General features: G+C 61.0%; 21 protein-coding genes and 1 riboswitch. Of the genes, 12 read left to right on the forward strand and 9 right to left on the reverse strand.

Annotated features, from left to right (window positions below):
• The 7 genes from FHT73_RS15330 (at position 1) to FHT73_RS15360 (ending at position 6,790) form a co-directional block, all read left to right on the forward strand.
• Positions 1 to 1,194, forward strand: a complete 1,194-nt coding sequence (locus FHT73_RS15330) for a VWA domain-containing protein (protein ID WP_183712681.1) — start codon at positions 1 to 3, stop codon at positions 1,192 to 1,194.
• Positions 1,195 to 1,304: 110 nt separating this feature from the next.
• A complete protein-coding gene (locus FHT73_RS15335; protein ID WP_183712684.1) occupies positions 1,305 to 1,796 on the forward strand; it encodes a hypothetical protein in 492 nt (163 codons plus the stop codon).
• Positions 1,797 to 1,929: 133 nt separating this feature from the next.
• Positions 1,930 to 2,955 carry an aldose epimerase family protein gene (locus tag FHT73_RS15340; protein ID WP_183712687.1) on the forward strand — a complete coding sequence of 342 codons (1,026 nt, stop codon included), beginning with the start codon at positions 1,930 to 1,932 and terminating at the stop codon, positions 2,953 to 2,955.
• Between the two features lie 124 nt (positions 2,956 to 3,079).
• Positions 3,080 to 3,853: a GntR family transcriptional regulator gene (locus FHT73_RS15345; protein ID WP_183712690.1), complete on the forward strand. Its 774-nt coding sequence runs from the start codon at positions 3,080 to 3,082 to the stop codon at positions 3,851 to 3,853.
• A complete protein-coding gene (locus FHT73_RS15350) occupies positions 3,850 to 4,881 on the forward strand; it encodes an SIS domain-containing protein (RefSeq protein ID WP_112413965.1) in 1,032 nt (343 codons plus the stop codon). Before FHT73_RS15345 ends, FHT73_RS15350 begins: the two co-directional genes overlap by 4 nt.
• A complete protein-coding gene (nagA, locus tag FHT73_RS15355) occupies positions 4,881 to 6,038 on the forward strand; it encodes an N-acetylglucosamine-6-phosphate deacetylase (RefSeq protein ID WP_112606756.1) in 1,158 nt (385 codons plus the stop codon). The genes FHT73_RS15350 and nagA overlap by 1 nt, the downstream gene beginning before the upstream one ends.
• Before the next feature lie 23 nt (positions 6,039 to 6,061).
• On the forward strand, positions 6,062 to 6,790 hold the full coding sequence (locus FHT73_RS15360) for an SIS domain-containing protein (protein WP_112607040.1): 729 nt from the start codon (positions 6,062 to 6,064) through the stop codon (positions 6,788 to 6,790).
• Between the two features lie 112 nt (positions 6,791 to 6,902).
• Here the strand turns inward: FHT73_RS15360 and FHT73_RS15365 are convergent, their stop codons facing one another.
• The 5 genes from FHT73_RS15365 to FHT73_RS15385 all read right to left on the reverse strand — a co-directional run bounded on the left by FHT73_RS15365 (position 6,903) and on the right by FHT73_RS15385 (position 14,657).
• Positions 6,903 to 10,079, reverse strand: coding sequence for a multidrug efflux RND transporter permease subunit (locus FHT73_RS15365; protein WP_183712693.1), 3,177 nt, complete (start codon positions 10,077 to 10,079; stop codon positions 6,903 to 6,905).
• A complete protein-coding gene (locus FHT73_RS15370; RefSeq protein WP_183712696.1) occupies positions 10,076 to 11,257 on the reverse strand; it encodes an efflux RND transporter periplasmic adaptor subunit in 1,182 nt (393 codons plus the stop codon). The genes FHT73_RS15365 and FHT73_RS15370 overlap by 4 nt, the downstream gene beginning before the upstream one ends.
• 314 nt (positions 11,258 to 11,571) lie before the next feature.
• A complete protein-coding gene (locus FHT73_RS15375; protein WP_183712698.1) occupies positions 11,572 to 13,401 on the reverse strand; it encodes an ABC-F family ATP-binding cassette domain-containing protein in 1,830 nt (609 codons plus the stop codon).
• 2 nt (positions 13,402 to 13,403) lie between these two features.
• Positions 13,404 to 14,057 (reverse strand): thiamine diphosphokinase, encoded by a 654-nt coding sequence (locus tag FHT73_RS15380; RefSeq protein WP_183712701.1) that lies wholly within the window; start codon positions 14,055 to 14,057, stop codon positions 13,404 to 13,406.
• A 72-nt stretch (positions 14,058 to 14,129) separates the two neighbouring features.
• Positions 14,130 to 14,657: a MarR family winged helix-turn-helix transcriptional regulator gene (locus tag FHT73_RS15385; protein WP_112410964.1), complete on the reverse strand. Its 528-nt coding sequence runs from the start codon at positions 14,655 to 14,657 to the stop codon at positions 14,130 to 14,132.
• A 164-nt stretch (positions 14,658 to 14,821) separates the two neighbouring features.
• Here FHT73_RS15385 and FHT73_RS15390 point away from each other — a divergent pair, with 164 nt between their 5' ends.
• The 5 genes from FHT73_RS15390 to FHT73_RS15410 all read left to right on the forward strand — a co-directional run bounded on the left by FHT73_RS15390 (position 14,822) and on the right by FHT73_RS15410 (position 21,794).
• On the forward strand, positions 14,822 to 16,357 hold the full coding sequence (locus tag FHT73_RS15390) for an MDR family MFS transporter (protein ID WP_112410963.1): 1,536 nt from the start codon (positions 14,822 to 14,824) through the stop codon (positions 16,355 to 16,357).
• Between the two features lie 70 nt (positions 16,358 to 16,427).
• Positions 16,428 to 16,544: riboswitch (TPP riboswitch) on the forward strand.
• Between the two features lie 85 nt (positions 16,545 to 16,629).
• On the forward strand, positions 16,630 to 17,622 hold the full coding sequence (gene thiB / locus FHT73_RS15395; protein WP_246712144.1) for a thiamine ABC transporter substrate binding subunit: 993 nt from the start codon (positions 16,630 to 16,632) through the stop codon (positions 17,620 to 17,622).
• Between the two features lie 7 nt (positions 17,623 to 17,629).
• A complete protein-coding gene (thiP, locus tag FHT73_RS15400) occupies positions 17,630 to 19,270 on the forward strand; it encodes a thiamine/thiamine pyrophosphate ABC transporter permease ThiP (RefSeq protein ID WP_183713015.1) in 1,641 nt (546 codons plus the stop codon).
• Positions 19,263 to 19,991, forward strand: coding sequence for an ATP-binding cassette domain-containing protein (locus FHT73_RS15405; RefSeq protein WP_183712717.1), 729 nt, complete (start codon positions 19,263 to 19,265; stop codon positions 19,989 to 19,991). The genes thiP and FHT73_RS15405 overlap by 8 nt, the downstream gene beginning before the upstream one ends.
• Positions 19,992 to 20,369: 378 nt before the next feature.
• Positions 20,370 to 21,794: a M48 family metalloprotease gene (locus FHT73_RS15410; RefSeq protein WP_183713018.1), complete on the forward strand. Its 1,425-nt coding sequence runs from the start codon at positions 20,370 to 20,372 to the stop codon at positions 21,792 to 21,794.
• Between the two features lie 36 nt (positions 21,795 to 21,830).
• On the opposite strand, the gene FHT73_RS15415 is transcribed toward FHT73_RS15410, so the two are convergent.
• The 4 genes from FHT73_RS15415 to FHT73_RS15430 all read right to left on the reverse strand — a co-directional run bounded on the left by FHT73_RS15415 (position 21,831) and on the right by FHT73_RS15430 (position 25,026).
• Positions 21,831 to 22,694 carry an RNA polymerase factor sigma-32 gene (locus FHT73_RS15415; protein ID WP_015341633.1) on the reverse strand — a complete coding sequence of 288 codons (864 nt, stop codon included), beginning with the start codon at positions 22,692 to 22,694 and terminating at the stop codon, positions 21,831 to 21,833.
• Positions 22,695 to 23,104: 410 nt separating this feature from the next.
• The gene (locus tag FHT73_RS15420) at positions 23,105 to 23,677 is read right to left on the reverse strand and encodes a CarD family transcriptional regulator (protein ID WP_015341634.1); all 573 of its coding nucleotides are present in this window, start codon (positions 23,675 to 23,677) and stop codon (positions 23,105 to 23,107) included.
• A gap of 399 nt (positions 23,678 to 24,076) precedes the next feature.
• The gene (fdxA, locus tag FHT73_RS15425) at positions 24,077 to 24,415 is read right to left on the reverse strand and encodes a ferredoxin FdxA (RefSeq protein ID WP_015341635.1); all 339 of its coding nucleotides are present in this window, start codon (positions 24,413 to 24,415) and stop codon (positions 24,077 to 24,079) included.
• Between the two features lie 206 nt (positions 24,416 to 24,621).
• A complete protein-coding gene (locus FHT73_RS15430; protein WP_112410960.1) occupies positions 24,622 to 25,026 on the reverse strand; it encodes an RNA-binding S4 domain-containing protein in 405 nt (134 codons plus the stop codon).

Raw genomic sequence — 25,026 nt, forward strand, 5'->3', positions numbered from 1 at the left:
TTGTTTATTCCCTTCTTCCTGAAACTCAAGGAAGCGAAGGTTCCGGTGACGCTCCGGGAATTCCTGTCGCTGCTTGAAGGAATGGAAGAAGGGATTGCCGATTGCGACATCGAGGCCTTCTATTATCTGGCGCGCGCGACGCTGATCAAGGACGAACGCTTCATCGACCGTTTCGACCAGGTCTTCGCCGATTACTTTCGTGGCGTCGAGGCGATCGGCGGCAATGCCGATGGAGAAGCGGCGGAGCTGGCCTTCCTTCCCGAGGAATGGCTGCGCAAGCTCGCCGAGCGGCATCTGACCGAAGAGGAAAGACGGCAGATCGAGGCGCTCGGTGGCTTCGACAAGCTGATGGAGACGCTGCGCGAGCGGCTGGCCGAGCAGAAGGGCCGGCATCAGGGCGGCTCGAAATGGATCGGCACGGCAGGCACCTCGCCCTTCGGCGCCTATGGCTATAACCCAGAAGGCGTGCGCATCGGCCAGGAAACCTCGCGCCACCGCCGCGCGGTAAAAGTCTGGGATCGACGCGACTTCAGCAATCTCGACGATGGCGTGGAGCTTGGCACCCGCAACATCAAGGTAGCGCTGAAACGCCTGCGCCGCTGGGTACGCGAAGGCGCCGCCGAAGAACTGGATCTTTCCGGCACCATCCGCTCCACCGCCGAACATGGCTATCTCGATGTCCAGACACGGCCGGAGCGCCGCAACGCCGTCAGGCTGCTGATGTTCTTCGACGTCGGCGGCTCGATGGACGACCATATCCGCGTCGTCGAAGAACTCTTCTCCGCCGTCCGCGCGGAGTTCCGCCACATGGAATATTTCTACTTTCACAACTGCCTCTACGAGGGCGTGTGGAAGGACAATCGCCGCCGGCGCGTCGACATCACGGCGACGACGGATCTCATCCGCACCTTCGGTCCCGACTACCGCGTCGTCTTCGTCGGCGACGCATCCATGAGCCCCTACGAGATCACTCAAGCCGGCGGCTCGGTGGAGCATTGGAACAAGGAGGCTGGGGAGGCCTGGCTCGCCCGAATGACCGGCCATTTCCGCAAATGCATCTGGATCAATCCGGTGCCGGAAAACTATTGGGGCCACACGACCTCGATCTCGATGATCCGCCGCCTGATGAGCGAGCGCATGTACCCTCTGACACTCGGCGGGCTGGAAAAGGCGACGCGGGAACTGTCGCGCTGAATGTTCAGCATTTGCCTGTCGCGGCGCCACCAAATAACCACAACCATTTGTAGAAAGAGAAGCGCAGCCGATACCGCCCCGAATCGCTGCGGAAACTGGTGGAGATGTGCGTGCGCTGCGCTGCAAAATTACTTCTCTTCATCGCAACCATTTTGTTCGTCTCGCAGCAGGCAAGATCCGAAGAATGGGGCTTCTCCGGCCAATGGGAACAGATCGACTCCAACGCCAGCGCCGGTGAAAAATGCCGCATGGGAATAATCAGGCAGGGCAGGTTTATGAGGATCAGCACCAGCAATGGCTGGAGCGCTACCGCGGAGACAAGCAGTTATGCAAACGCCAGCTACGCGGCAGGTATGGGACGCTGGAGCTCCTATGTGGAAAAATACAGTCAAAAGGCGTTCTATATCCTTCTCGCCGTTCGCGGCGACAGGTTGATGGTAATCATGAAGGCCGAAAAAGCGGACGGGTCGAACCAATTAATTCGAACGCTTTTCAGCAGACGGACAGCCAACTCTCTTCACGACAAGCTGGACGGATCAGGACGAAATCGACCGCCTGTCTTCTGCGCCTCACATTCACAGCATAACGTGTCAATCTACTAGCTATGGGCAAAGCTTAATCAGACCTTGCCCCCTTCCCACCCGCCCCTAAATTTCGCCATCGAACTGGTTGCGGAACGGCGCGAATGGAGGCAGGGTCTGACCGCGCATACTCAAAAGCAATGGATGAGCTGATATGACGGAAAGCACTTTGCAGCGGGAACATTTTGGGACGACGGCGGATGGGGAGACTGTCTATCGCGTCAAGATCGTCGGTGGCGGCCTGACCGCTCATATCATGTCCTGGGGCGCGGTCATCCAGGATCTGCGTCTTGATGGCCACGAGCCCTCGCTGCTGCTCGGCTTCGACAATTTTGCCGATTATCCCCTCCACTCCTCCTATTTCGGCGCCACGCCCGGCCGCTGCGCCAACCGCATCGGCGCTGGCCGCTTCACGCTCGACGGCAAGCAGTATCAGCTGGAGCTCAATGAAAAGGGCGTCACCCATCTGCATGGCGGCAAGGACAATATCGCCAAGCGCAACTGGACCATCGTCGAGCACGATACCGACCGCGTCGTCCTGAAGATTGTCGATCCCGATGGCCGCGCCGGCTATCCCGGCAATTGTACGATCCAGGCGACCTATCGCGTGCATGGCAACGGCGAACTGTCGGTCACCTATGAATCGACCACCGATCAGCCCACTCTCGCCAATGTCTGCCAGCACGCCTATTTCAACCTCGACGGCCGCGACGATGCGCTCGGTCACGACATCATGATTGCCGCCGATCACTACACGCCGACGGATGACAAACAGATACCGACAGGGGAAATCCGCTCCGTCGAAGGCACTGCCTTCGATTTCCGCGAGATGTCGCCGATGAAGCGTTTCGAGGGAGGCGAGCAGGCGCTCTACGACCATAATTTCTGCCTCTCGACCGAGCGCACCGCCAAACGTTCCGTCGTGCTCGCCCGCAGCGTCAATTCCGGCGTCTCGCTCGAAGTGCGCACCACCGAGCCCGGCGTGCAGTTCTATGCCGGCTTCAAGCTCGATGTGCCGGTTCCCGGTCATGACGGCCGCAAGATCGGCCCGTTTGCCGGTTTCTGCCTGGAAACGCAGGTCTGGCCCGACGCCATCAACCACGAAGGCTTCCCCAATGCCGTGCTCCGCCCGGGCGAGGTATTGCGGCAGGAAACGGATTATATCTTCACCAAGAACTAAAGCCGGGCGTGCCCTGCTCACTTGAAAAATCGGCCGGGCGTCCAAAGCGCCCGGCCGATTCTTTTTTGCGATGAGACCAGATTCACCTTGTGAATTGGTTCTAAATAGGTTCTATATAGGCACCATGGATAGAACCAGTTTGATCCTCGAATTGAACAATCGCGGTTTGAGCGACGAGACCGCGAGCGGACCGCTGTACAAGCGCCTGGCACAGGCGCTGACCGGTCTCATCCAGGAAGGTTTGCTGAAGCCGGGCACGGCGTTGCCAGGCGAGCGAGACCTAGCCGGAGCGTTGGAAATCGGCCGCGTCACGGTCAGAACCGCCTATCGCGATCTCCTCGCCTCGGGCGTCATCGAATCCCGCCACGGTAGCGGCACCTTCGTCTCACAGCATGTCGAGCGTATCGAGCAACCGCTCTGGCGCCTCTCCTCCTTCTCGGCGGACATGCGCTCGCGCGGCCGCGAACCGGCAGCACGCGTCCTGTCGCGCACCGTCAGCGCACCGGCGCCGGAGGAATCCTTCCTGCTCGGCCTCGGCCTTGATGAGCCCGTGTTGCGGCTCGATCGACTGCGCCTGGCGGATGGCCAGCCGCTCGCCATCGAGCGCGCCGTCGTTCCCATCAAGTTCCTGGGTGAGGAGGCCATATCCGAGGGATCGCTTTATGACGCTCTGGCCGCCAAAGGCTTCAAGCCCGTCCGCGCCCAGCAGAGGCTGACCGCCGTGACGCTCGACCCAACCTCCGCCTCGATCCTGACCGTGAAGGCCGGAGCGCCCGCGCTTCTGATCGAGCGCGTCTCCCGCCTCGCGGACCAGCGCGTTGTTGAATATACCCGCTCGCATTACCGCGGCGATGCCTATGATTTTGTTGCCGAATTGAGAATTGGAGATGACTTATGAGCGAGACCCAATCCCTGATGCTGACGGAAGCCGGCCAATCGCCTGAGGTGGTTGCGACGCTGCTTGAAAAAGAAAAGCCTGCTTTTGCCGAGATCGCGAAGCTCTTCTCGACCGGTCGCCCGTCGCTGATCACGACGGCCGCGCGCGGCTCGTCCGACCACGCCGCCACCTTCTTCAAATATCTCTTCGAAATCTCCTGCGGCGTCCCGGTCGCTTCCGTCGGCCCGTCGATCGCTTCTGTTTATGGCGCTCCGCTGCACCTGAAGGGCGGCATTCACTTCACGGTCTCCCAGTCCGGCGGCAGCCCCGATATCATCGCCATGCAGGCCGCCGCCAAGAAGGGCGGCGCCACCACGATCGCCGTCGTCAACGTCACCGACAGCCCGCTCGCCAAGGAAGCCGACATCGTGCTCGGCCTGAACGCCGGCAAGGAACAGAGCGTCGCCGCGACCAAATCCTTCATCGCCTCGGTTGCCGCTCTTGCCGGTGTCACGGCTGCAGTGTCGCAGGACAAGGCGCTGATCGATGGTCTTGCCAAACTGCCGGAGGCGCTTGCTGCGACCTCGGGCATCGACGGCAGGGCGGCCGAAGATGTGCTCTTCGACGCCTCCTCGCTCTATACCGGCGGCCGCGGCCCGGCTTTCGCCATTGCACTCGAAGCGGCCTTGAAGGCCAAGGAAACCGCCGGCCTTCATGCCGAAGCCTTCTCGCTCGCCGAACTCATGCACGGGCCGATGCGCCTCGTACAGCCGGGCTTCCCGATCGTCGCCTTTTCGCCCGACGACGCAGCCTTCGCTAACAATGCCAAGGCGCTGGAACGGCTCCAGAAGCTCGGCGCCACCGCCGTCTCCTTCTCGACCGCGCCGCTTGCCGGCATCAACCTGCGCATGCCGACGACAGGCAACGGCCTGCTCGACCCGCTGGTGTCGCTGCTGTGCTACTATCGCCTCATCGAGTCGGTGACCCGCCGCAAGGGCTTCGACCCAGATAAGCCGGCTAATCTTCTCAAGGTAACGGAGACCATGTGATGGACTACAAGGTCTTTACCGGCGCCCGCATCTTCGATGGCGACCGGTTTCACGAGGATAGCGCGTTGGTGATCGGCAATGGCCGCATCCATGCCATCACCGGTATCAACGATGTGCCCGATAATGCCGAAACCATTCAGCTGAAGGGCGGCGTTCTCTCTCCGGGCTTCATCGACGCGCAGGTCAACGGCGGCGGCGGCCGCATGCTGAATGACGAGCCCTCGCCGGCGTCCATGTACATGATCGCCGAAGGGCATCGCCCTTACGGCACGACATCGGTGCTGCCGACGCTGATAACCGATGTCGCAGCCGCAACGACGGCGGCGATCGAAGCGGCCGTCGAGGCCGTAAAAGCTAATCGCGGCGTCGCCGGCCTGCATCTGGAAGGCCCGCATCTGGCACCGGCCCGCAAGGGTGCGCATCTGGCCGAACTGATGCGTCCGGTCGAAGACAGCGACGTCAAGACTTTCATCCGCGCCCGCGAGGCGATCGGCACGCTGCTGGTCACCATGGCGGCCGAACAGGTAACGGAGCGGCAGGTGCAGGCGCTCGCCGAAGGCGGCGTCATCGTCAGCATCGGCCATAGCGATTGCACGGCTGAAGCCGCCGATGCGCGCTTCGATGCCGGTGCCCGCGGCGTCACCCACCTTTTCAATGCCATGAGCCAGATGGGCCATCGTGCGCCCGGCCTCGTCGGTGCAGCGATCGACCATCCCGCCCCCTGGTGCGGCATCATCGCAGATGGTCATCACGTCGAGCCGACGGCGCTCAGGGTTGCACTGCGCGCGAAACGCGGTGAGGGCCGTCTGTTCTTCGTCACCGATGCCATGTCGCTCGTCGGCACCGATCTTCCGAGTTTCACGCTGAATGGCCGCACGGTCTATCGCACCCAGGGCGGCTATTGCTCCAAGCTGACGCTCGATGATGGCACGCTGGCAGGCTCGGATGTCGATATGGCCTCGACCATTCGCTATGGCGTCAATATTCTCGAGCTGCCATTGGCTGAAGCCCTGCGCATGGCGACCTCCTACCCTGCCCGCTTCCTCCGGCTTGCCGATCGCGGCCATTTGGCGCCGGGAATGCGTGCCGATCTCGTTCACATAAACGACGGCATCGAAGTCACGGAAACATGGATCTCAGGTCAAGCTTCGGCCTGACACAGCGTATGAGGAAGCTCGGCATGAGCGCAGTCACGGACAACTATTTCTCTGCTCTCATTGGTCGGTTGGAGACCCTGCGCGAAACGCTGGCGGAGCCCATGTCCAAGGCTTCGGCTGCCATCTGTGCCGCCGCACGCGCCGACCGCCGCGTCTATGTCTTCGGCACCGGCCATTCGCACATGCTGGCCGAAGAGGTGCATTATCGCGCCGGCGGCCTCGCCTTCACCATTCCCGTGCTCGTGGGCTCCGCCATGCTGCATGAAGGCGCCGTCATCAGTTCGGTCTATGAACGCACCGAAGGCCTTATCCGCCCAGTCTTCGAGCGCTATGGCATGCAGCCGGGCGACGTGCTGATCATCGCCTCTAATTCCGGCGTCAACGCAGCACCGATCGAGGCGGCGGATTATGGCCGCGAGATCGGCGCAACGGTCATCGCCATCACGTCGCTCGCTTATTCGGCCGCCATCGCCAATGGACGCAGAAAGCTCGCCGATATCGCCGATATCGTGCTGGACAACGGCCTGCCGCCCGGTGACGCGATGATAGAGCTGTCGGGTACGGAGCTGAAGGTCGGGCCAGCCTCAACAGCCGTCGGCGCGACGGTGCTGAACGCCATCTTCGCTGATGTCGCCGCCGAACTCTGTAAAGATGGCAATCCACCCGTCTACCTCAGCGCCAACATGCCAGGCGCCAAGGAAACCAATCAGCGGCTGGTCAAGAAATATAGGCCGCGCAATCCGCATCTCTAAAGCAATCAGCGAAAAAGCATCGAACCGCTTTGCGTCTGGCATCGCCTGAAAGCAGCCAGATAAAGAGGCCGAGCGGTTCCCGTGAAACGCTCGGCCTCTCCTCTGTTAGATATCATTGTGCTGCGGCATCTGTGGCCGAGGGCTCCTGCGCGGCTTCCGCCTGCTTGCGCCGCCTGCGCAGGACGACATAAAAGACCGGCGTGAGGAACAGGCCGAACAGCGTAACGCCCAGCATGCCGGAGAAGACGGCGGTACCGAGGGACTGGCGCATTTCCGCGCCAGGGCCTGTCGCAACCATCAGCGGCACGACGCCGAAGATGAAGGCGAAGGCGGTCATCAGGATCGGGCGCAGGCGCAGATGACTGGCCTCGATCGCCGCCTCGACGGCGCTCTTTCCCTCTGCCTGTGCCTGCCGGGCGAACTCGACGATCAGGATCGCGTTCTTGGCCGCAAGGCCGATCAGCACGATCAGCCCGATCTGCGTGAGGATATTGTTGTCCATTCCTCTCAGGTGCACGCCGATCAGCGCCGCCAGCACCGCCAGCGGGACGATGAGGATGATCGCAAGCGGCAGGATCCAGCTTTCATACTGCGCCGACAGCGCCAGGAAGACGAAGATGACCGATAGGGCGAAGATATAGATCGCCGTATTGCCGGTATGCTTTTCCTGATAGGCGAGTTCCGTCCATTCGAAGGTCGTGCCCGAGGGCAAGAGGTTCTTGGCCAGCCCCTCCATGGTATCGAGTGCAGTACCCGTGGAAACCCCCGGTCCCGGATTGCCCTGCAGGGGGACCGAGACATACATGTTGTAGCGCTGGACGAGCGCCGGCCCGGTCGTGTCGCGGATATCGACCAGCGTGCCGAGCGGCACCAGCGCGCCCGTCGCCGAGCGCACCTTCAGCGCCAGAATGTCCTCGCGATCCATGCGATATTGCTGATCGGCCTGCGCCCGCACCTGGTAGACGCGGCCGAAGGCGTTGAAGTCGTTGACATAGGATGTGCCGAGGTTGATCGACAGCGTCTCGAAGATATTCGGGATCGGCACATTGAGTGCGCGCGCCTTATCACGGTCGATCGCCAGGAAATATTGCGGGCTGTTGGCGGAGAAGGTGGTGAAGACGCCGCTGACGCCCTTGTTCTGTGCGGCAGCGCCCATCATCTGATAGGCGAGCGGCAGGATGCGGCGCATGTCCGGATTTTCCCGGTCCATGATCTGCATCTTGAAGCCGCCGGAATTGCCGACGCCGCGGATCGAAGGCGGCGGAATGGCGATAATGAAGGCTTCCTGGATACCTTGCAGGCTGCCGAAGAGCTGGCCGATGATCTTGGTCGCCGAATCTCCGGTTTTCAACCGTTCCTCGAATGGCTTGAACGGCGTGAAGATGACACCCGAATTCGAGGCATTGGTGAAAGTCGCACCATTGAAGCCGGCGAAGGCGACGGCATTGGCGATACCGGGCGTCTTGCTGATGATATCGGTCGCCTTCTGGATGACGGCATTGGTGCGCGCAAGCGACGCGCCGTCAGGCAGCTGCACGACGACAATGGCATAGCCCTGATCCATGGTTGGAACGAAGCCTTGCGGGACGATCCTGCCCATATACCAGGTTCCCGCGAGCAACCCTGCGAAGACGAGAAGTGCACAGGCAAGCGCCGCCCAGGTTGTGACAAGGTGTCGGATGATCCACGAATAGCCGCTGCTCATCCGCTCGAAGCCGCGGTTGAACCCATCACCCAGCCCACGGCCAAAGCGCGCGAAGATGTTGTTGGATTTCTTGTGGCTATGCGGCCGCAGCACAATCGCGGCGACCGCCGGCGAGAGCGTCAGCGAGTTCAGGCACGAAATCGCCGTCGCGACCGAAATCGTCACCGCGAACTGCCGGTAGAATTGGCCTGAGATGCCGGGGATAAAGGCTGTCGGCACGAAGACGGCGATCAGCACCAGCGAGATTGCCAGAACCGCCGTACCCACCTCGTTCATCGTCACATGCGACGCCTCTTTTGGCGTCATGCCGAGCGCGAGGTTTCGCTCGACATTCTCAACGACAACGATCGCGTCATCGACGACAATGCCGATGGCGAGCACCAGGCCGAACAGCGTCAGCATGTTCAGCGAGAAGCCGAAAGCCAGCAGGAACGCGAAGGTGCCGATCAGCGATACCGGTATGGCGACGATTGGAATGATCGCCGTCCGCCAGGACTGCAGGAAGACCAGCACGACGATGGCAACGAGGATAGCCGCCTCGAAGATCGTCTTGTAGACCTCGTGGATGGATTCGGCGATGAACTCTGTGGGGTTATAGATGATGCGATATTCGAGCCCCTGCGGGAAATCCTGCGCCAGGCTTTCCATCGTCTTTTGAATATCGGCGGCGGCATCGAGCGCGTTCGTGCCCGGGCGTGCGAAGACGCCGAGCGCCACCGCCGGGCTGCCGTTCAGATAGCTGTTGGTGACGTAGTCCTGCGCGCCGAGCTCGATGCGAGCGACATCCTGCAGCTGCACGAGACGACCGTTGCCCGTCGCCTTCACGATGACATAGCGGAATTGCCGCGCATCGGAAAAACGCCCCTGCGTGGTGACGGTATATTGGAAGGCGTTGGTGCCGGACACCGGTGGCCCGCCAATCGTACCGCCGGAAACCTGCACGTTCTGATCGCGAAGCGCCTGAACGATGTCGCCGGCGGTCATGCCGTAGGCGGCGAGCTTTTCTGGATCCAGCCAGATACGCAGCGAATATTGGCGCTCGCCGAAGAGCTGGACGTCGCCAACGCCATCGAGACGAACGAGAAGATCGCGGATGCGCGTACGGGCATAGTTGGAAATATAGAGCTGGTCGTAGCGATTGTTCGGCGAGAGGAGATGCACGACCATCATCAGGTCGGGCGAGCTCTTGACCGTCGTGATGCCGATGCGGCGGACATCATCGGGCAGTCGCGGTTCGGCAATGGCGACGCGGTTCTGCACCAGTACCTGTGCCTTGTCGAGATCGGTGCCGAGCTTGAAGGTGATCGTCAGCGCCATGGAGCCGTCAGCACTGGAATAGGAGGACATATAGAGCATGTCCTCGACGCCATTGATTTCCTGTTCGATCGGCGTCGCCACCGTATCGGCTATGGTCTGCGCGTCGGCACCCGGATAGGAGGTACGCACGACGATGGTCGGCGGCGCGACTTCAGGATATTGCGCCACCGGCAGCTGGAAATAGGCGATGCCGCCGACGATCAGCAGCACGATGGATAGGACCGATGCAAAGATCGGCCGATCGACGAAGAAGTGGGAAAACCTCATTGGCTCGTCCCCTGTGCATCGGCCTGGGCCGGCGGCTCGTCATTCGTCGCCTGCTGCGGCAGCTCGATCAGCTGGGGCGTCACCTTGACACCGGGCCGGATACGCATCAGCCCGTTGACGACAATGGTCTCGTCGCCGCTCATGCCGTCGCGGATGACGCGATAGCCATAGAGCTTCGGCCCGAGACGCACGGATTTCGGCGTGATGTTGCCGGCGGTATCGACAGTATAGACGACGCGCTGGTTCTGATCCGAACCGATGGCTTCATCCGGCACGAGGATCGCCTTGTAGCTGTTGGACCCCTGCACCTGAATACGTCCGAAAAGGCCGGGTTGCAGAACGAGATTGGGATTGGGAAAGCGGGCACGGACGCGGATCGTTCCGGTCTCGTTGTCGACACGGTTTTCCGCGAAATCGAGCTTGCCCTTGAAGGGCTTCTGCTTGGAATCGGCAATCGTCACGGTCACATCGAGACCGCCACCGCCCTGCTGCAGGGCGCTGCCATTCTTGCGGGCCTCGTCAGCGTAGGAGAGCAGCCGGCGCTCATCGACATCGAAATAGAAATCGATGGGATCGAGCGACACAATGGTCGTCAGCACGGTCTGATCAGCCTGTACGAGATTGCCGACCGAAATCAGGCGCCGGTCGATACGGCCGCTGAGCGGCGCGGTAATCCTGGTGAAATCCATGTCCAGATTGGCGCGATCGACCGTCGCCTGCGCACCGCGCACATTCGCCTGCGCCGAAATGAGATCGCGGCGTCGATCATCAAGCGTCGAAGCCGACTGGCTGCCCGTCGTCGACAGGGATTCCGCCCGCTTATATTGCGCATCAGCAAGCGTCAGCGACGATTTTGCCACTTCCAGCGAGGCAGTCGCCTCGTTCAGAGCAGTGATGAAGGGCCGCTGGTCGATGACAAAAAGTAGATCTCCCTGCTTGACGATCGCGCCGTCCTGGAAATGCACCTCCTGCAGGTAACCGCCGACCCGCGAGCGCACGGAAACCTCATCGACCGCCTGGAAGCGCCCGATGAACTCGTCGCTATCGACGACATCGCGAACGACAGGTTTGGCGACCGTAACGGGCGGTGCCGGCGGCGCACCCTGCGCAAGCGCCTGGGCACTCGATAAAACGGCAATAACACAGCTCAACAAGACGGCACGCGGCAGCATCGGCATGAAGCACCCCTTGAAAAACCGCACGCGGCAGCAGGCGCCGTCATTGCGGTACGCTCACGAAATTTGTCTGCAACTTTCCGCGAAGAACCTGTCGCCATCAGGCGCGGTGAAACCAGGTCGCTTCGGACTTCCCCAACATGCGCCACGGGCCGCGCCGGCCCGGGGGTATCAACCGGAGCGTGGTCCGGCAACATGCGTTTATGTATAAACGGTTTATCGGATTCGACAACAGGGAATGAACCGCCAGCGATCGAGCGCAACCGATTGTTTTTACTGGATAGTAAAGACGCGCATAGGATGAGCCGATAGAAACATCAGCCCTCCAGCTCCTCGCGCAGCATTTCGAGCTCCAGCCATTCCTCTTCCATCTTGATCAGGCTTTCGCGCAGCTTTTCCATTTCCGCCGCAAGGCGGTTGAAGGTTGCGGGATCCTTGGAAAAGAGGTTCGGATCGGCCATTTTCTTTTCGCGCGCGGCAATCTCGGCTTCCGCCTTCGCCATTTCCTTCGGCAGGTTTTCGAGCGCAAATTTCTGCTTGTAGGAAAGCTTGCCCTTTCCCTTCGAGCTCTCGCCGGCCGGCGCTGAAGCTTCGGCCAATTTCGGCTTTTCGGCTGCTTTTTCCGCCCGCTTGCGCTCCTCGATTGCCCCCTTGCGCTGAGCGAGCATGTCGGAATAGCCGCCGGCATATTCGATCCAGCGCCCGTCGGGCTCTTCCGGATCGGCGGGCGCGATCGTCGAGGTCACGGTACGGTCGAGGAAATCGCGATCGTGGCTGACGAGGATGACCGTACCGGCAAAGCCGGAGACGATTTCCTGCAGCAGGTCGAGCGTCTCGATGTCGAGATCGTTCGTCGGTTCGTCGAGGATCAAAAGATTGGTCGGCCGCGACAGGATACGGGCCAGCATCAGCCGCGCGCGTTCGCCGCCGGAGAGGTTCCTAATCGGCGTGCGCGCCTGCTCCGGCTGGAACAGGAATTCCTTCATATAGCCGGTCACATGCCGCTGCTCACCATTGACGAGCAGGTTCTCGCCGCGACCGTCGGTCAGATAGTTGGCGAGCGTATCTTCCGGGTTCAGCTCCTCGCGCTTCTGGTCGAGGGTGGCGATTTCCAGATTGGTGCCGAGCTTTACAGTGCCGCTATCCGGCTCCAGCTGCCCGGTCAGCATCTTCAGAAGCGTCGTCTTGCCGGCGCCGTTCGGGCCGACGAGGCCGATGCAATCGCCGCGATGTACGCGGATCGAGAACGGCGCGACGATGACCCGCTCATTATAGGACTTGGTGATCTTGTCCGCCTCGATCACCAGCTTGCCGCTTTCCTGCGCATCGGAAGCAGCCGCCTGTACCGTGCCCAAAGCGCCTTTGTGACCGCGATAGCGCGAGCGCATATCCTGCAATTCGCCAAGGCGGCGCATGTTGCGCTTGCGCCGCGCCGTCACGCCGTAGCGCAGCCAGTGCTCTTCGCGCTCGATCTGCTTGCCGAGCTTGTGCTGCTCCAGCTCTTCGGCTTCCAGCACCTGGTCGCGCCAGGCTTCGAAATGGCCAAAGCCCCTGTCCAGACGACGCGAAGTGCCGCGATCGAGCCAGACGGTCGCGGTCGAAACCTTCTCCAGGAAACGCCGGTCGTGCGAGATCAGAACGAGCGCGCTGCGGCTCTTCTGCAGCTCGCCTTCCAGCCATTCGATGGTCGGCAAGTCCAAATGGTTCGTCGGCTCGTCGAGCAGCAGGATATCCGGTTCGGGCGCCAGAACGCGCGCCAGTGCCGCGCGGCGCGCTTCACCGCCGGAAAGGTTCTTCGGATCCTCTTCGCCGGTCAGGCCGAGATGAGAGAGCAGATAGGTGACGCGATAGGGATCATCGCCAGGCCCAAGACCGGCCTCGGCATAGGCCGCCACCGTCTTGTAACCGGCAAAATCAGGTGCCTGCTCAAGATAGCGCACGGTCGACGACGGATGACGGAAGACTTCGCCCGATTGCGCTTCGACGAGACCGGCGGCGATCTTCAACAGCGTCGACTTGCCGGAACCATTGCGTCCGACAAGGCAGATCTTGTCGCCCGGCTCCACCTGCAGGCCGGCACCGGCGAGCAACGGCGCACCGCCGAAGCTCAGAAAGATGTCGTCGAGTTTCAGAATGGGAGGGGCCAAGATCAGACTCCGGAAAGGTCATAAGGGCGGGCAAGAACAATGGCCCTGCCGCTGCCGAGCGAAAAGCGCACATCGCCTTCCGCCACGTTGGAAATGGTGCGCGATGCGCCGAAGGGCAAATGAAAATCGCGCAAGGGGTAACGGGCGTTGTCGATGAAAAGACCCGTCAGATCGCTGAAACCAAGAACGGAGAACAGCGAGCCAGCCGGCAGTGCCAGCGTGAGATCGCCTGACGGAAGCGGCACCGCCTCCTCGTCACCCGACGTCAACAGCACGTCGAAGCCTTTTTCGGCGAGCTGGATACCATAAAACAGGTGCTGGATCGCATGATCGGAGCGCTCGCCGCCCATGGCGCCCGCCAGGATCAGTCTCGTGGCGCCGCGATCGATCGCTTCCGAGACGGCGATCTCGCCGTCGGTCGCAGCCTTCGCCGCCGGATAGGGCTGCCTGGGCACATTCGGAAAGGCTCCCTGCAGATCGGCAGGCGTGGAATCAAAATCGCCAACCCACAGCTCCGGTTCCACCCCGATCGCGAGGGCATGGCGCATGCCGCCGTCAGCCGCTATGAAGCGGCTGCCGGAAACCGCAGCGCGCAATCGCTCCGTCAGGCGAAGCTCGCCGCCGAGCAGGATGGTGAAGGTGGTGGACTGGCTCATGAGGCAAGCCCATAGCGCAAAGTCCTATCTCTAGGGAAGAGCGCCGTCACCGGAACGGTGCGGCGAAGCCGATCATTCGGTCGTTTCCTTCATGGCGGCCTGGACGACACGTTCATAGCCGCTGACATAACGATCGAAGAGAAACGAAAAGCTTTCGATGTCTTCGGGCGACCAATCGGCAAAGATGCTTCCGATAACGGCGTATTTCTGCACCTGGATTTCCGACAGCAAACGCTGCCCGAGTGCGGTCAGCACCACGACGATACGCCGCGCGTCCGCCTGCGATGCCTTACGGCGCAACACACCACGCGCCACCATGTCGGCAGTGATGCGGCTCGCGCGCGATGGATCGATGCGCAAGAGCTCGGCAATCGTGCCGACGGTCACTTCGCCCGTATCTTCCGCCCGCCGCACGACATCGAGCACATCGAGATGCGAAAGCTCAAGCCCCGGGGCCACATGTTGAATGGCGAGCCTGCCGATCATGCGACGGCCGGTCAGCAAGCGCATGCGCATCATCGCCTGACCGATGCGCAGAAACTTCTCGTCTTCGGCCAGCGTCGGAACTTCGATATCTTTTGTATTCGGCGCAGATGTCATCCCTAAAGCATAGCAGAGGTCGGGACGAAACAAAACATGCAAATGGCATTCACCTGCCATTGACAATTATATGCTAATAGCACATATATTCACCCATGAAGACCGGGCGTCCCGCGCATTCGCTCGATAGCGCAGCGTTCCGGCCCAGTTCGGGTTCTTGCTCCATGGACATGCAGACAAGCTTCACACCGCTCGTGGCGGATCACAAACGGCGGCTTATTCTTTTCCTCTTTCTGATGACTGCCATGTTCATGGCAACGCTCGACAACCAGATCGTCTCGACGGCACTGCCCACGATCGTCGGCGAGTTCGGGCATCTGGATCGCTTCGGCTGGATCGGATCGGCCTATCTTCTCTCACTTTCCGCCGTCATGCCCGTCTACGGCAAGCTCGGTGATCTCTTCGGCCGCAAATATGTGATGATGACGGCGATCGCGATCTTCACGGTCGGCTCTGCCGTCTGCGGTCTAGCCGTCTCGATGGATACACTGATCGCCGCCCGCGTCCTTCAAGGCTTCGGCGGGGGCGGCATCATGGTCTCGATCTTCGCCGTCAACGCCGATCTTTTCGAGCCGCGCGAGCGTGCGCGCTACCAGAGCTATTCGAGCCTCGTGCTGATGGCGTCGGGCGCCATCGGCCCCGTTCTCGGCGGCACGATGAGCGATCTTTTCGGCTGGCGTTCGATCTTCCTCGTCAACGTGCCGATCGGCTTCATCGTGCTTGCCGGCCTGGCCTTCATGCTGCCCTACCGCAAGCCTGCCCGCCGTCCGAAGATCGATTATGCCGGCGCCATCGTCCTTGCCCTGACGACGACAAGCATTGTGCTTGCTGCCGACGGAAGCGAACTCTTCGGGTCGCTGCTATCGCCGCAATGCCTTGGTATTATTGCCTTCGGAGTGATCTGCGCCATCGCCTGGGTCTTCATAGAGCGCCGCGCGCCCGAGCCGATTGTGCCAATGACGCTGTTCCGCAATCCGACATTCGGCCTTCTGCTGATCCTCTCGATCACCAGCGGCGCCGTCGCCATCGGCATGGTCAATTACTTCGCGCTCTTCCTGCAGACGACGACAGGCCTTTCTCCCTCCATGGCCGGGCTGCTGTTCATTCTCCTGACCGGCGGCATCGTCTGCGGCTCGCTCTCCGCCGGCCGGCTGATCGCGGCCAAAGGCCGTTACAAGCCGTTTGCCGTCGCCAGCGCCAGCTGCAGCACCATCGCATTCGCCTCGCTCGCCTTCGTCCATGCCGGCACGCCCATCGTCCTCATTGGCGGCCTGATGCTGCTGCACGGCATCGGCATCGGCCTTGCCCAGCAGGTGCCCGTTATCGGCGTACAGAATGCAGCGGCCGCCCGTGACGTCGGCGCCGCGACCGGTGCCGTCACGTTGTCGCGCATGGGCGGCGCCTCCATCGCCATCTCCATTTACGGCGCCATCATCGCCGCCAAACTCGGCAATGTCGGTGTCTCCATATCCGGCGTACCGAACATCGAGGAGCTGACACCGAAGATGATGGCCGCCTTGCCCGAGATTACCCGCGAGGCCGTCGCCAACGCCTATGCGAGCGCCTTCAGCCCGTTGTTCATGACGGCAGCCGGCATTTGCATGTTTGGTCTCCTGACCTCGCTGACGCTGAAGAATGTGCAGCTCCCGGGTGCCGCGAAGAAATTCGAAAGCCCGGCGGTCGCGGAGGCTGCCGAGTAAATCCTTCCTGCTGCAATCGGCAAGGGAATCATTTCCCTTGTCATCCCTCCGTCACAAGGCTAAATCTGCCGACGCTCTAACGGGGTGCCTTATGTCCTTCAGGACATTTGGCTGAGAGGCTTTCACCGGCCAACCCGCGGAACCTGATCCGGCTAACACCGGCGGAGGGATTAGACGCGTGACGAAATCATAGCGCCCTTTCCCCTTCAAGACGAAACCAAAGTGGAGGCGCTGTCGTGCAAAACCGATCGCTATTGTCATTCTTCACCGGCCTGGCCCTTGCCGCCGGCGCAACGTTTTTTGCTGCTCAGACGGCTGAAGCAGCCGACAAGACCCTGACCATCTACACCTATGAAAGCTTCACGGCCGACTGGGGTCCTGGCGCCAAGGTCAAGGCCGCCTTCGAAAAGACCTGCGGCTGCACGGTCAACTACGTCGCCGTCACCGATGGCGTCGCGCTCCTCTCCCGCCTAAAGCTGGAAGGGACCGGCACTAAGGCCGATGTCGTTCTCGGCCTCGACACTAATCTCATCGACGAAGCGAAGGATACAGGCCTCTTCGACGCAAGCGGCGTCGACACCTCGGCCCTCAAGGTTCCCGGCGGTTTCAAGGACGACGTCTTCGTGCCCTACGACTACGGCCATTTCGCCGTGATCTATGATAGCCAGACCGTCAAGAACCCGCCCAAGAGCATGAAGGATCTCGTCGAAGGCGATCCCAATCAGAAGATCGTCATCGAGGATCCGCGCACCTCGACGCCGGGTCTCGGCCTGCTGCTCTGGGTCAAGTCGATCTATGGCGACAAATCCGCCGATGCCTGGGCGAAGCTCAAAGGCCGCATCCTGACGGTCACTCCCGGCTGGTCGGAAGCCTACGACCTGTTCACCAAGGGCGAAGCGCCGATGGTGCTCTCCTACACGACGTCACCGGCCTATCACATGATCGAAGACAAGACCGATCGCTATCAGGCCGCCGCCTTCTCGGAAGGGCATTACATTCAGATCGAGGTCGCTGGCCTCATCAAGTCCTCGCCGAACAAGGAACTTGCCCGCGATTTCCTGAAATTCATGATCTCCACCGGCTTCCAAGACATCATTCCGACAAGCAACTGGATGATGCCGGTTTCCGCCACTTCCGAGCCGCTGCCGGATGCCTTCAGCAAGCTCGTCGTGCCGTCGAAGACCTTCCTGATGAGCCCTGCGGACGTCGACAAGAACCGTAAAGCCTGGATCGACGAATGGCTGACCGCCACCAGCGGCAACTGATGCCTTGATCATACTCACGGCACCCGAGCGAAGACGCGCTATTTCCGGCGGGGCGTTCAGCCTCGGCAGCATTGCGCTCTTCGTCGGGATCGCCGTTCTTGTTCTTATCTCCGCCGGCATCGAATCCGGCAGCGACACCTCGCTCACAGACCCATATCTACTGCGCATCCTACGCTTCACACTGCTGCAGGCGGTGCTTTCGACACTGCTCTCCATTGTGCTCGCCATTCCGGTCGCCCGCGCATTGGCGCGCCAGCCGCGCTTTCCCGGCCGGCTGTGGCTGATCCGACTGATGGCCGTGCCGATGGGCCTGCCGGTGCTGATCGGCGCACTAGGCCTGCTCGGCATATGGGGCAGGCAGGGGCTCATCAATCAGGCGCTATCAGCACTCGGCCTGTCGCAGCCCGTCAGCATCTATGGCCTGGCCGGTATCCTGCTTGCGCATGTCTTCTTCAACATGCCGCTCGCCTGCCGACTGATGCTGGCCGGACTGGAGCGTGTGCCAGCGGAATATTGGCTCGTGGCCGGCGGACTCGGCATGCGGCCCATCTCGGTCTTCCGCTTCATCGAATGGCCTATCCTGCACGGCCTCATTCCCGGCATCGCCGGCCTGATCTTCATGCTCTGCGCCACCAGCTTCACGCTGGTCCTGATCCTCGGCGGCGGCCCGGCCGCAACGACGCTGGAAGTGGCGATCTACCAGGCGCTTCGCTTCGATTTCGATCCCGGCCGCGCCGTGATGCTGTCGCTGCTGCAGATCGTCGTCACCCTGCTTGTGCTCGGCGTCATGACGCTGTTTCGAGCTCCCGACGATCATGGGCTCACCGGCGGGCGAGCGCTGCGCCGCATCGATGGACAGCGGATGGCTGCGCGATGCATCGATGCTGCATTGCTGGCGGCCGCGACGCTCTTTCTCGGCATGCCGCTTGCTGCGGTCGTCGTGACCGGCCTCGAGGCCAATCTTTTCAAGCTCGTCTCCCAGCCAATCTTCCTGCAGGCGGCAGTCACAAGTCTTGCAATCGCGCTTGCTGCGGGCCTTCTGGCCGTGCTGACATCCTTCGCGATCATTCGCGCCCGCTCGGTGATATCGGCGGATCGCCGAAAGTCCCTCAGCTTGCGCGGCCTGGCGCTCGCATTAGGCGCAAGCTCCTCCCTCATCCTGCTGGTGCCACCGATCGTGCTGGCAACCGGCTGGTTCCTGGCGCTCAGGCCATTGGGCGATCCCAGCCGCTTTGCGGCCGTCCTCATCATTGTCATCAATGCGCTGATGGCGCTGCCCTTTGTCATTCGCGTCATCGAGCCGGCCTATACGGTCCATGTCAGCCGCACCGGGCGGCTGGCGGCAAGCCTCGGCCTTCACGGCACTGCGCGCCTGCGCGTGGTCGATTGGCCGGGTCTGCGCAAACCGCTCTTCACGGCGCTCTCCTTCGCCATGGCCCTGTCGCTCGGCGATCTCGGCGCCGTCGCACTCTTCGGCTCCGATAGCCTGATGACCCTGCCCTGGCTGGTCTACAGCAAGCTCGGCAGCTACCGCACCAACGACGCCGACGGATATGCCTTGATCCTCGGCTTGGTATGCCTTCTCCTGACCATAGCCGGAACCGCGGGCCAGGGCGCGCCGGATGACGAAAGCAGGCGAAATGACTGACAGCAGCATCATGAAGGCAGAAGGCATCAGCATGGAAGGGGTCGAACTGCGCCTCGGCACGCATGACTTCCGCTTCGATTGCGCATTGCCGCAGGGTAAGATCATCGCCATTGCCGGGCCGTCAGGGTCGGGCAAATCCACCTTTCTCAATTTACTGGCCGGCTTCGAACAGCCTGACCGCGGCCGTATCCTGCTCGCCGGACAGGACGTGAGCCGCCTGCATCCCGCCGAACGGCCGGTGTCTCTCATCTTCCAGGACAACAACCTCTTCGCTCATCTCGATCTCTTCACCAATGTCGGCCTTGGCATCAGCCCGTCATCGAGGCTTTCGAAGGAGGATCGTCAAAAGGTCTCGGAGGCTTTGGCGCGGGTCGGACTAGCCGGTTTTGAAAAGCGCAAGCCGGGAACGCTTTCCGGCGGCGAGCGCCAGCGCGCGGCTTTCGCTCGGGCTCTGGTGCGCGACAAGCCAATCCTGTTGCTGGACGAGCCTTTCGCCGCGCTCGATCCCGGCCTGCGCTCCGGCATGGTCGAACTTCTGAAAATTCTGCATCGCGAAACCGGCAATACGGTGCTGATCGTCTCGCATGACCCGGCCGAAGTGCGGCGCCTTGCCGACCACGCCGTCTTCATCGACGGCGGCACGATCAAGCTTACCGCGCCCATCGAAACCTTCCTGCAGGCGGGCGGGATTCCGGCATTGACCACATTTCTGCAACATTGATTGTGTCATGACAGCTTGCCGCCGGCTTCGCCTTAATTTCGTCTAGCGAAGCGGCTGAAAGTCCTCGGAAATGCTTGCTAAAATACAACGCTGCCATATTTAAACGGAGTCTCGCTATGCAACCGGTGCCAAAATCGGCTACAGCAAGAGGTCGAAGCCGTCCGGGTAAACGCGGATCGATGGGGGCGAAAACAACCTTTATCGGCGCACGACCATGATCGACCCGGTAACGATCAACCGGATTTGGCGCCGAGCCGGCATGACAGCGAAATGAGTAGGATGCAGGTCCTGAAGCAGAGCAAGCGAGCAGAACGAAGGATCGATTTGACCGTCGCAGCCCGTTTGCGCCGTTTTGTGCCCTTCCTTGCAGCCGCAGCAATGTTGAACAGCTGCCAGACGGTGATGGATCAATCCTATCAGCCGAGCGTTTCGCCCTCCGCCAATCCGCAGATCGTTTCCGAAGTGCAGAAGAACGATCCGCGCGCGCAAATGGGAGCCCGCGAGCATCCGCGTATCCTCGCAAGCTATGGCGGCGAATACAAGGATGCCAAGACGGAGAGGCTCGTTGCCCGCATCGCCGGCGCCTTGACCAGCGTGTCGGAAAATCCGCAGCAGTCCTACCGCATCACCATTCTCAATTCGCCCTCGATCAATGCCTTTGCCTTGCCCGGTGGCTATCTCTATGTGACCCGCGGCCTTCTGGCGCTTGCCAATGATGCGTCCGAAGTCGCCGCGGTGCTGTCGCACGAGATGGCGCACGTAACAGCCAATCACGGCATCGAGCGGCAGAAGCGCGAAGAAGCCGAAGTCATAGCCAGCCGCGTCGTTTCCGAAGTCCTGTCGAGCGATCTGGCCGGCAAGCAGGCGCTTGCCCGCGGCAAGCTGCGTCTCGCCGCCTTCTCGCGCCAGCAGGAACTCCAGGCCGACGAGATCGGCATTCGCACACTCGGCCAGGCCGGCTACGATCCTTACGCCGCCGCGCGCTTCCTGAACGCGATGGAGGACTATAGCCGCTTCATGTCGGCCAATTCCGACGTCGACCAGAGCCTGGACTTCCTTTCGAGCCACCCGAGCACGCCGCAGCGTATCGACCTTGCCAAGGCGCACGCGCGCGAATTCGGCGAGGAAGGCAAGGTCGGCGACATCGGCCGCGACTATTATCTCAACGGCATCGACGGCCTGCTCTATGGCGACAGCCCCGAAGAAGGCTATGTGCGTGGCCAGACCTTCCTGCATGGCGGCCTCGGCATCCGATTCGACGTCCCGCCCGATTTCCGTATCGACAACAAGGTCGAAGCCGTCATGGCGACCGGCCCCGGCGACATCGCCATCCGCTTCGACGGCGTGGCCGACACCCAGAACCAGAATCTGACGAACTATATCTCCAGCGGCTGGGTCACCGGCCTCGACCCCTCCTCGATCAGGTCGATCACCGTCAACGGCATGCCGGCGGCCACTGCGCGCGCCTCAGCCGACCGCTGGGATTTCGATGTGACCGTGATCCGCGACCGCACGCAGATCTTCCGCTTCCTGACGGCGGTGCCGAAGGGGAATATCGCTCAGCTTGATCAGACCGCCAATGTGCTGCGTGCCAGCTTCCGGCATATGACCCCCGAAGAGGCGGCCTCGCTGAAGCCGCTGCGTGTTCGCGTCGTTACCGTCAAACCCGGCGACACCATCACCACGCTCGCCGCCCGCATGATGGGCACAGACCGCAAGCTCGACCTGTTCAAACTGATAAATGCCCTGCCAACCGGGGCAAGCATTGCACCGGGCGACAAGGTCAAAATCATTTCGGAATAATAGCGGGACGACTTCTCCCAAGGGAGAAGCGCACACTCAGGCGTAGCTGGCCATGCGGGGATCCGCATCCACCAGGGCGTTGCGGAGCTTGTCCATCGCGCGGCTTTCGATCTGGCGCACGCGCTCCTTGGAAATGCCAAGATCGGCACCGAGCTCTTCGAGCGTCGCGCCGTCTTCGACCAGGCGGCGCGCTTGGATGATCTTCATTTCACGTTCGTTGAGATGTTTCAGCGCCGACGCCAGCCAAACGCGGCGGCGCTCGCCGTCGATCATGTCGGATACCTGCTCGTCGGGAAGCGGCTCGTCGCTGATCAGGAAATCGATGCGCTCGGCGCTTTCGGAATCGCCAGCAATGGAGGGGGCCTGCAGGGAGGTATCGCTACTGGAGAGGCGCGCATCCATCGTCTGCACATCCGTAAGGCTGACGCCGAGCGTCACGGCGATTTCCTCATGGATGGACTGGACGGTGACGTTGGAATTGCTGCGGGCAAGCTTGGCGCGTAAGCGGCGCAGATTGAAAAACAGCGCCTTCTGGGCGGAACTCGTGCCGCCTCGCACGATCGACCAATTGCGCAGGATATAGTCCTGGATCGAAGCGCGAATCCACCAGCTTGCATAGGTGGAGAAGCGAACTTCCCGCTCCGGTTCGAAGCGGGCGGCCGCTTCCAGCAGGCCGACATAGCCTTCCTGCACCAGATCGCTCATCGGCAGTCCGAAGTTACGAAACTTCCCCGCCATGGAAATGACGAGGCGCATATGGGCAGTTGCGATCTGATTGCGGGCGCCGCGATCATCGTGGTCTTTCCAGCGCATGGCGAGATCGTGTTCTTCGTCGCGAGCCAGATAGGGAGCAGCCATGGCAACTTTGATCATGCGCCGATCTGCAGACATATTCGTCATATGCATCTCCTGGGTTTCGGCCTCAAATCGTCTCTATGCCGCGGTCGACGAAAAGGGCAGCAAGCATCGTTTCCGAACATCGCTGTTCGGATGGAAATCAATGAATAAAATTGCAAATTGGAAATCGATTATCCGGGTCACCGGATGATCGATGACTAGTCTAGTTCGATCTCATCGAACGGGTCTGACGATTGAATCATCTTCAGATCGCCGGGGAGCTCCGAGTGAAAACGCATAGGCCGGTCCTCGTGAATGTCCATAAAAACGGCCTGTCTGAATACCCCCTCTCCACAGGAGTGTACCCACACGGACCGCCAACACAGGGCTTTAACGCATCAGAACGGAAAAGGTTCCAAAGAAAAAACCCGGCACGAAGGCCGGGTTTTTTGAAGCGATATTGGCGTCTCGCCTTATGCGGCTTCGTCCTGCGAATCGTCTTCTTCGACGACCTTGCCGCGCTTCGGTCCCTTGTTCAGGTTGGTTTCGACAAGGCGAACGGCTTCGGTTTCCGACATCTTGTTGACAGCGGCGATTTCACGCGCCATGCGGTCAAGTGCAGCTTCATAAAGCTGACGTTCGGAATAGGACTGTTCCGGCTGGTTCTCGGCGCGATAGAGATCGCGAACGACTTCTGCGATCGAGATCAGATCGCCGGAATTGATCTTGGCATCGTATTCCTGCGCGCGGCGCGACCACATGGTGCGCTTGACGCGGGCCTTGCCCTGCACGACCTTCAATGCACGCTCGACGAAATCGGTCTCGGAAAGCTTGCGCATGCCGATGCTCATGGCCTTGGCTACCGGAACCTTCAGGCGCATCTTGTCTTTCTCGAAGTCGATCACGAACAGCTCGAGCTTCATGCCTGCGACTTCCTGTTCTTCGATCGCAGTGATCGTGCCGACACCGTGGGCCGGATAAACGATCGCTTCACCAGTCTTGAAGCCATGGCGTGCTGCTGAAGGTTTTTTCTGCTGGGTCGTCATTCTTTTCAAAAACTCCCTGTTATGCGCCCCGTTAGGGCCGGGGTGCCGGGTCAGTCAGGCCCGGATGAGACGGACGTACCGTCGGGTCACTTCATCCTGGTCCAGCCAGACTTATGCAAACAGAAACCCACCCATCGCGATCAGGGACCTGACAACACAATACGTTGATATGTCAAGGAAACCGCGTACGGATTGGTGATTTGCTTTCGTGATGGTTTCGGGCATGCGAAATGCCGCAGTGGATCAGTGTGACGACCCTATCACAAAAATCTGAGGAAATCAATAATTTGCTGCGCACGCGCCAAATTGGCCATGTTGACCGGCCAGCGGCCCAATGGCAATGATTCGCTTTCTGCGATATCGACTACACCTTTATCGAAGGCCTGTCACGGCCTTCGATCAGTCGCCCGTACCGGGATTGGCCGAGAAATACTTCTCGAATTTCCCCTGTTCGCCATCCATTTCCTTGGCTTCCGGCATCGGGTCGCGCTTGACCGTGATGTTCGGCCAAATGGCGGCGTATTCCGCATTGACCTTCAGCCACTTGTCGAGACCCGGTTCCGTATCGGGCTTGATCGCCTCGGCAGGACATTCCGGTTCGCAAACGCCGCAATCGATGCATTCGTCGGGATGGATGACGAGAAAGTTCTCGCCCTCGTAGAAGCAGTCGACAGGGCAGACTTCCACGCAATCGGTATATTTGCAGCGAATGCAATTGTCAGTCACGACATATGTCATGAAGCACTCCAGGGATGTATTGAGCTTCCGCGGACGCGCAACCTGGAACGTCGCACCTTCCCACGGAGCCGAACGGGCAGACGAATGCATCACACGCAAACGCGCCGCCCGGCTGGTTACCGGCAGGGTGATCGTGAGGTATCGACTTTGTCACCCAATTTCAAGGACAAACAATCGCAAAACCCCTCTGCAACAGGCAGAGTTTTCTAATCATCGTCGGAGATGAGGCGATCGATCGCACGCCGATCCCTTTTTGTGGGCCTGCCGCTGCCGGGTGCCCGCAACGCCTGCTCGAACGGGGTGAGGCGTTTTGTCTCATCGGGCGGCGGCGTCAGATCTTCGTAAAGCAGCCTGGCTTCTTCGAAGGGACCTCTACGTTCGCCGGCCGACCGTACGATCAACACTATATCCCGCCGCTCCAGCGAGAGCTCGATGCGGTCACCGGCCTTGATGCCGAAACTCGGCTGCACGACCCGCTCGCCATTCACCCGGACGCTGCCGTTCTGCACATAGACCTGCGCCAATGAGCGGGATTTCACCATGCGGGCAAAGAACAGCCATTTGTCGATGCGCTGGCGCGAACCGGAAAATGGCTGTTTCTCGTCCGTCAT

Origin of the sequence: Rhizobium sp. BK098, from assembly GCF_014193155.1 — a bacterium.
Classification (GTDB): Bacteria; Pseudomonadota; Alphaproteobacteria; order Rhizobiales; family Rhizobiaceae; genus Rhizobium.

What these genes read in the sequence shown, in the direction of transcription:
- FHT73_RS15340 (WP_183712687.1), top strand. Translation starts at nt 1,930, where the DNA reads ATGACGGAAAGCACTTTGCAGCGGGAACATTTTGGGACGACGGCGGAT.
- FHT73_RS15345 (WP_183712690.1), top strand. Translation starts at nt 3,080, where the DNA reads ATGGATAGAACCAGTTTGATCCTCGAATTGAACAATCGCGGTTTGAGC.
- FHT73_RS15350 (WP_112413965.1), top strand. Translation starts at nt 3,850, where the DNA reads ATGAGCGAGACCCAATCCCTGATGCTGACGGAAGCCGGCCAATCGCCT.
- nagA (WP_112606756.1), top strand. Translation starts at nt 4,881, where the DNA reads ATGGACTACAAGGTCTTTACCGGCGCCCGCATCTTCGATGGCGACCGG.
- FHT73_RS15360 (WP_112607040.1), top strand. Translation starts at nt 6,062, where the DNA reads ATGAGCGCAGTCACGGACAACTATTTCTCTGCTCTCATTGGTCGGTTG.
- FHT73_RS15365 (WP_183712693.1), bottom strand. Translation starts at nt 10,079, where the DNA reads ATGAGGTTTTCCCACTTCTTCGTCGATCGGCCGATCTTTGCATCGGTC.
- FHT73_RS15370 (WP_183712696.1), bottom strand. Translation starts at nt 11,257, where the DNA reads ATGCCGATGCTGCCGCGTGCCGTCTTGTTGAGCTGTGTTATTGCCGTT.
- FHT73_RS15380 (WP_183712701.1), bottom strand. Translation starts at nt 14,057, where the DNA reads ATGAGCCAGTCCACCACCTTCACCATCCTGCTCGGCGGCGAGCTTCGC.
- FHT73_RS15385 (WP_112410964.1), bottom strand. Translation starts at nt 14,657, where the DNA reads ATGACATCTGCGCCGAATACAAAAGATATCGAAGTTCCGACGCTGGCC.
- FHT73_RS15390 (WP_112410963.1), top strand. Translation starts at nt 14,822, where the DNA reads ATGGACATGCAGACAAGCTTCACACCGCTCGTGGCGGATCACAAACGG.
- FHT73_RS15405 (WP_183712717.1), top strand. Translation starts at nt 19,263, where the DNA reads ATGACTGACAGCAGCATCATGAAGGCAGAAGGCATCAGCATGGAAGGG.
- FHT73_RS15410 (WP_183713018.1), top strand. Translation starts at nt 20,370, where the DNA reads ATGTTGAACAGCTGCCAGACGGTGATGGATCAATCCTATCAGCCGAGC.
- FHT73_RS15415 (WP_015341633.1), bottom strand. Translation starts at nt 22,694, where the DNA reads ATGACGAATATGTCTGCAGATCGGCGCATGATCAAAGTTGCCATGGCT.
- FHT73_RS15420 (WP_015341634.1), bottom strand. Translation starts at nt 23,677, where the DNA reads ATGACGACCCAGCAGAAAAAACCTTCAGCAGCACGCCATGGCTTCAAG.
- fdxA (WP_015341635.1), bottom strand. Translation starts at nt 24,415, where the DNA reads ATGACATATGTCGTGACTGACAATTGCATTCGCTGCAAATATACCGAT.
- FHT73_RS15430 (WP_112410960.1), bottom strand. Translation starts at nt 25,026, where the DNA reads ATGACGGACGAGAAACAGCCATTTTCCGGTTCGCGCCAGCGCATCGAC.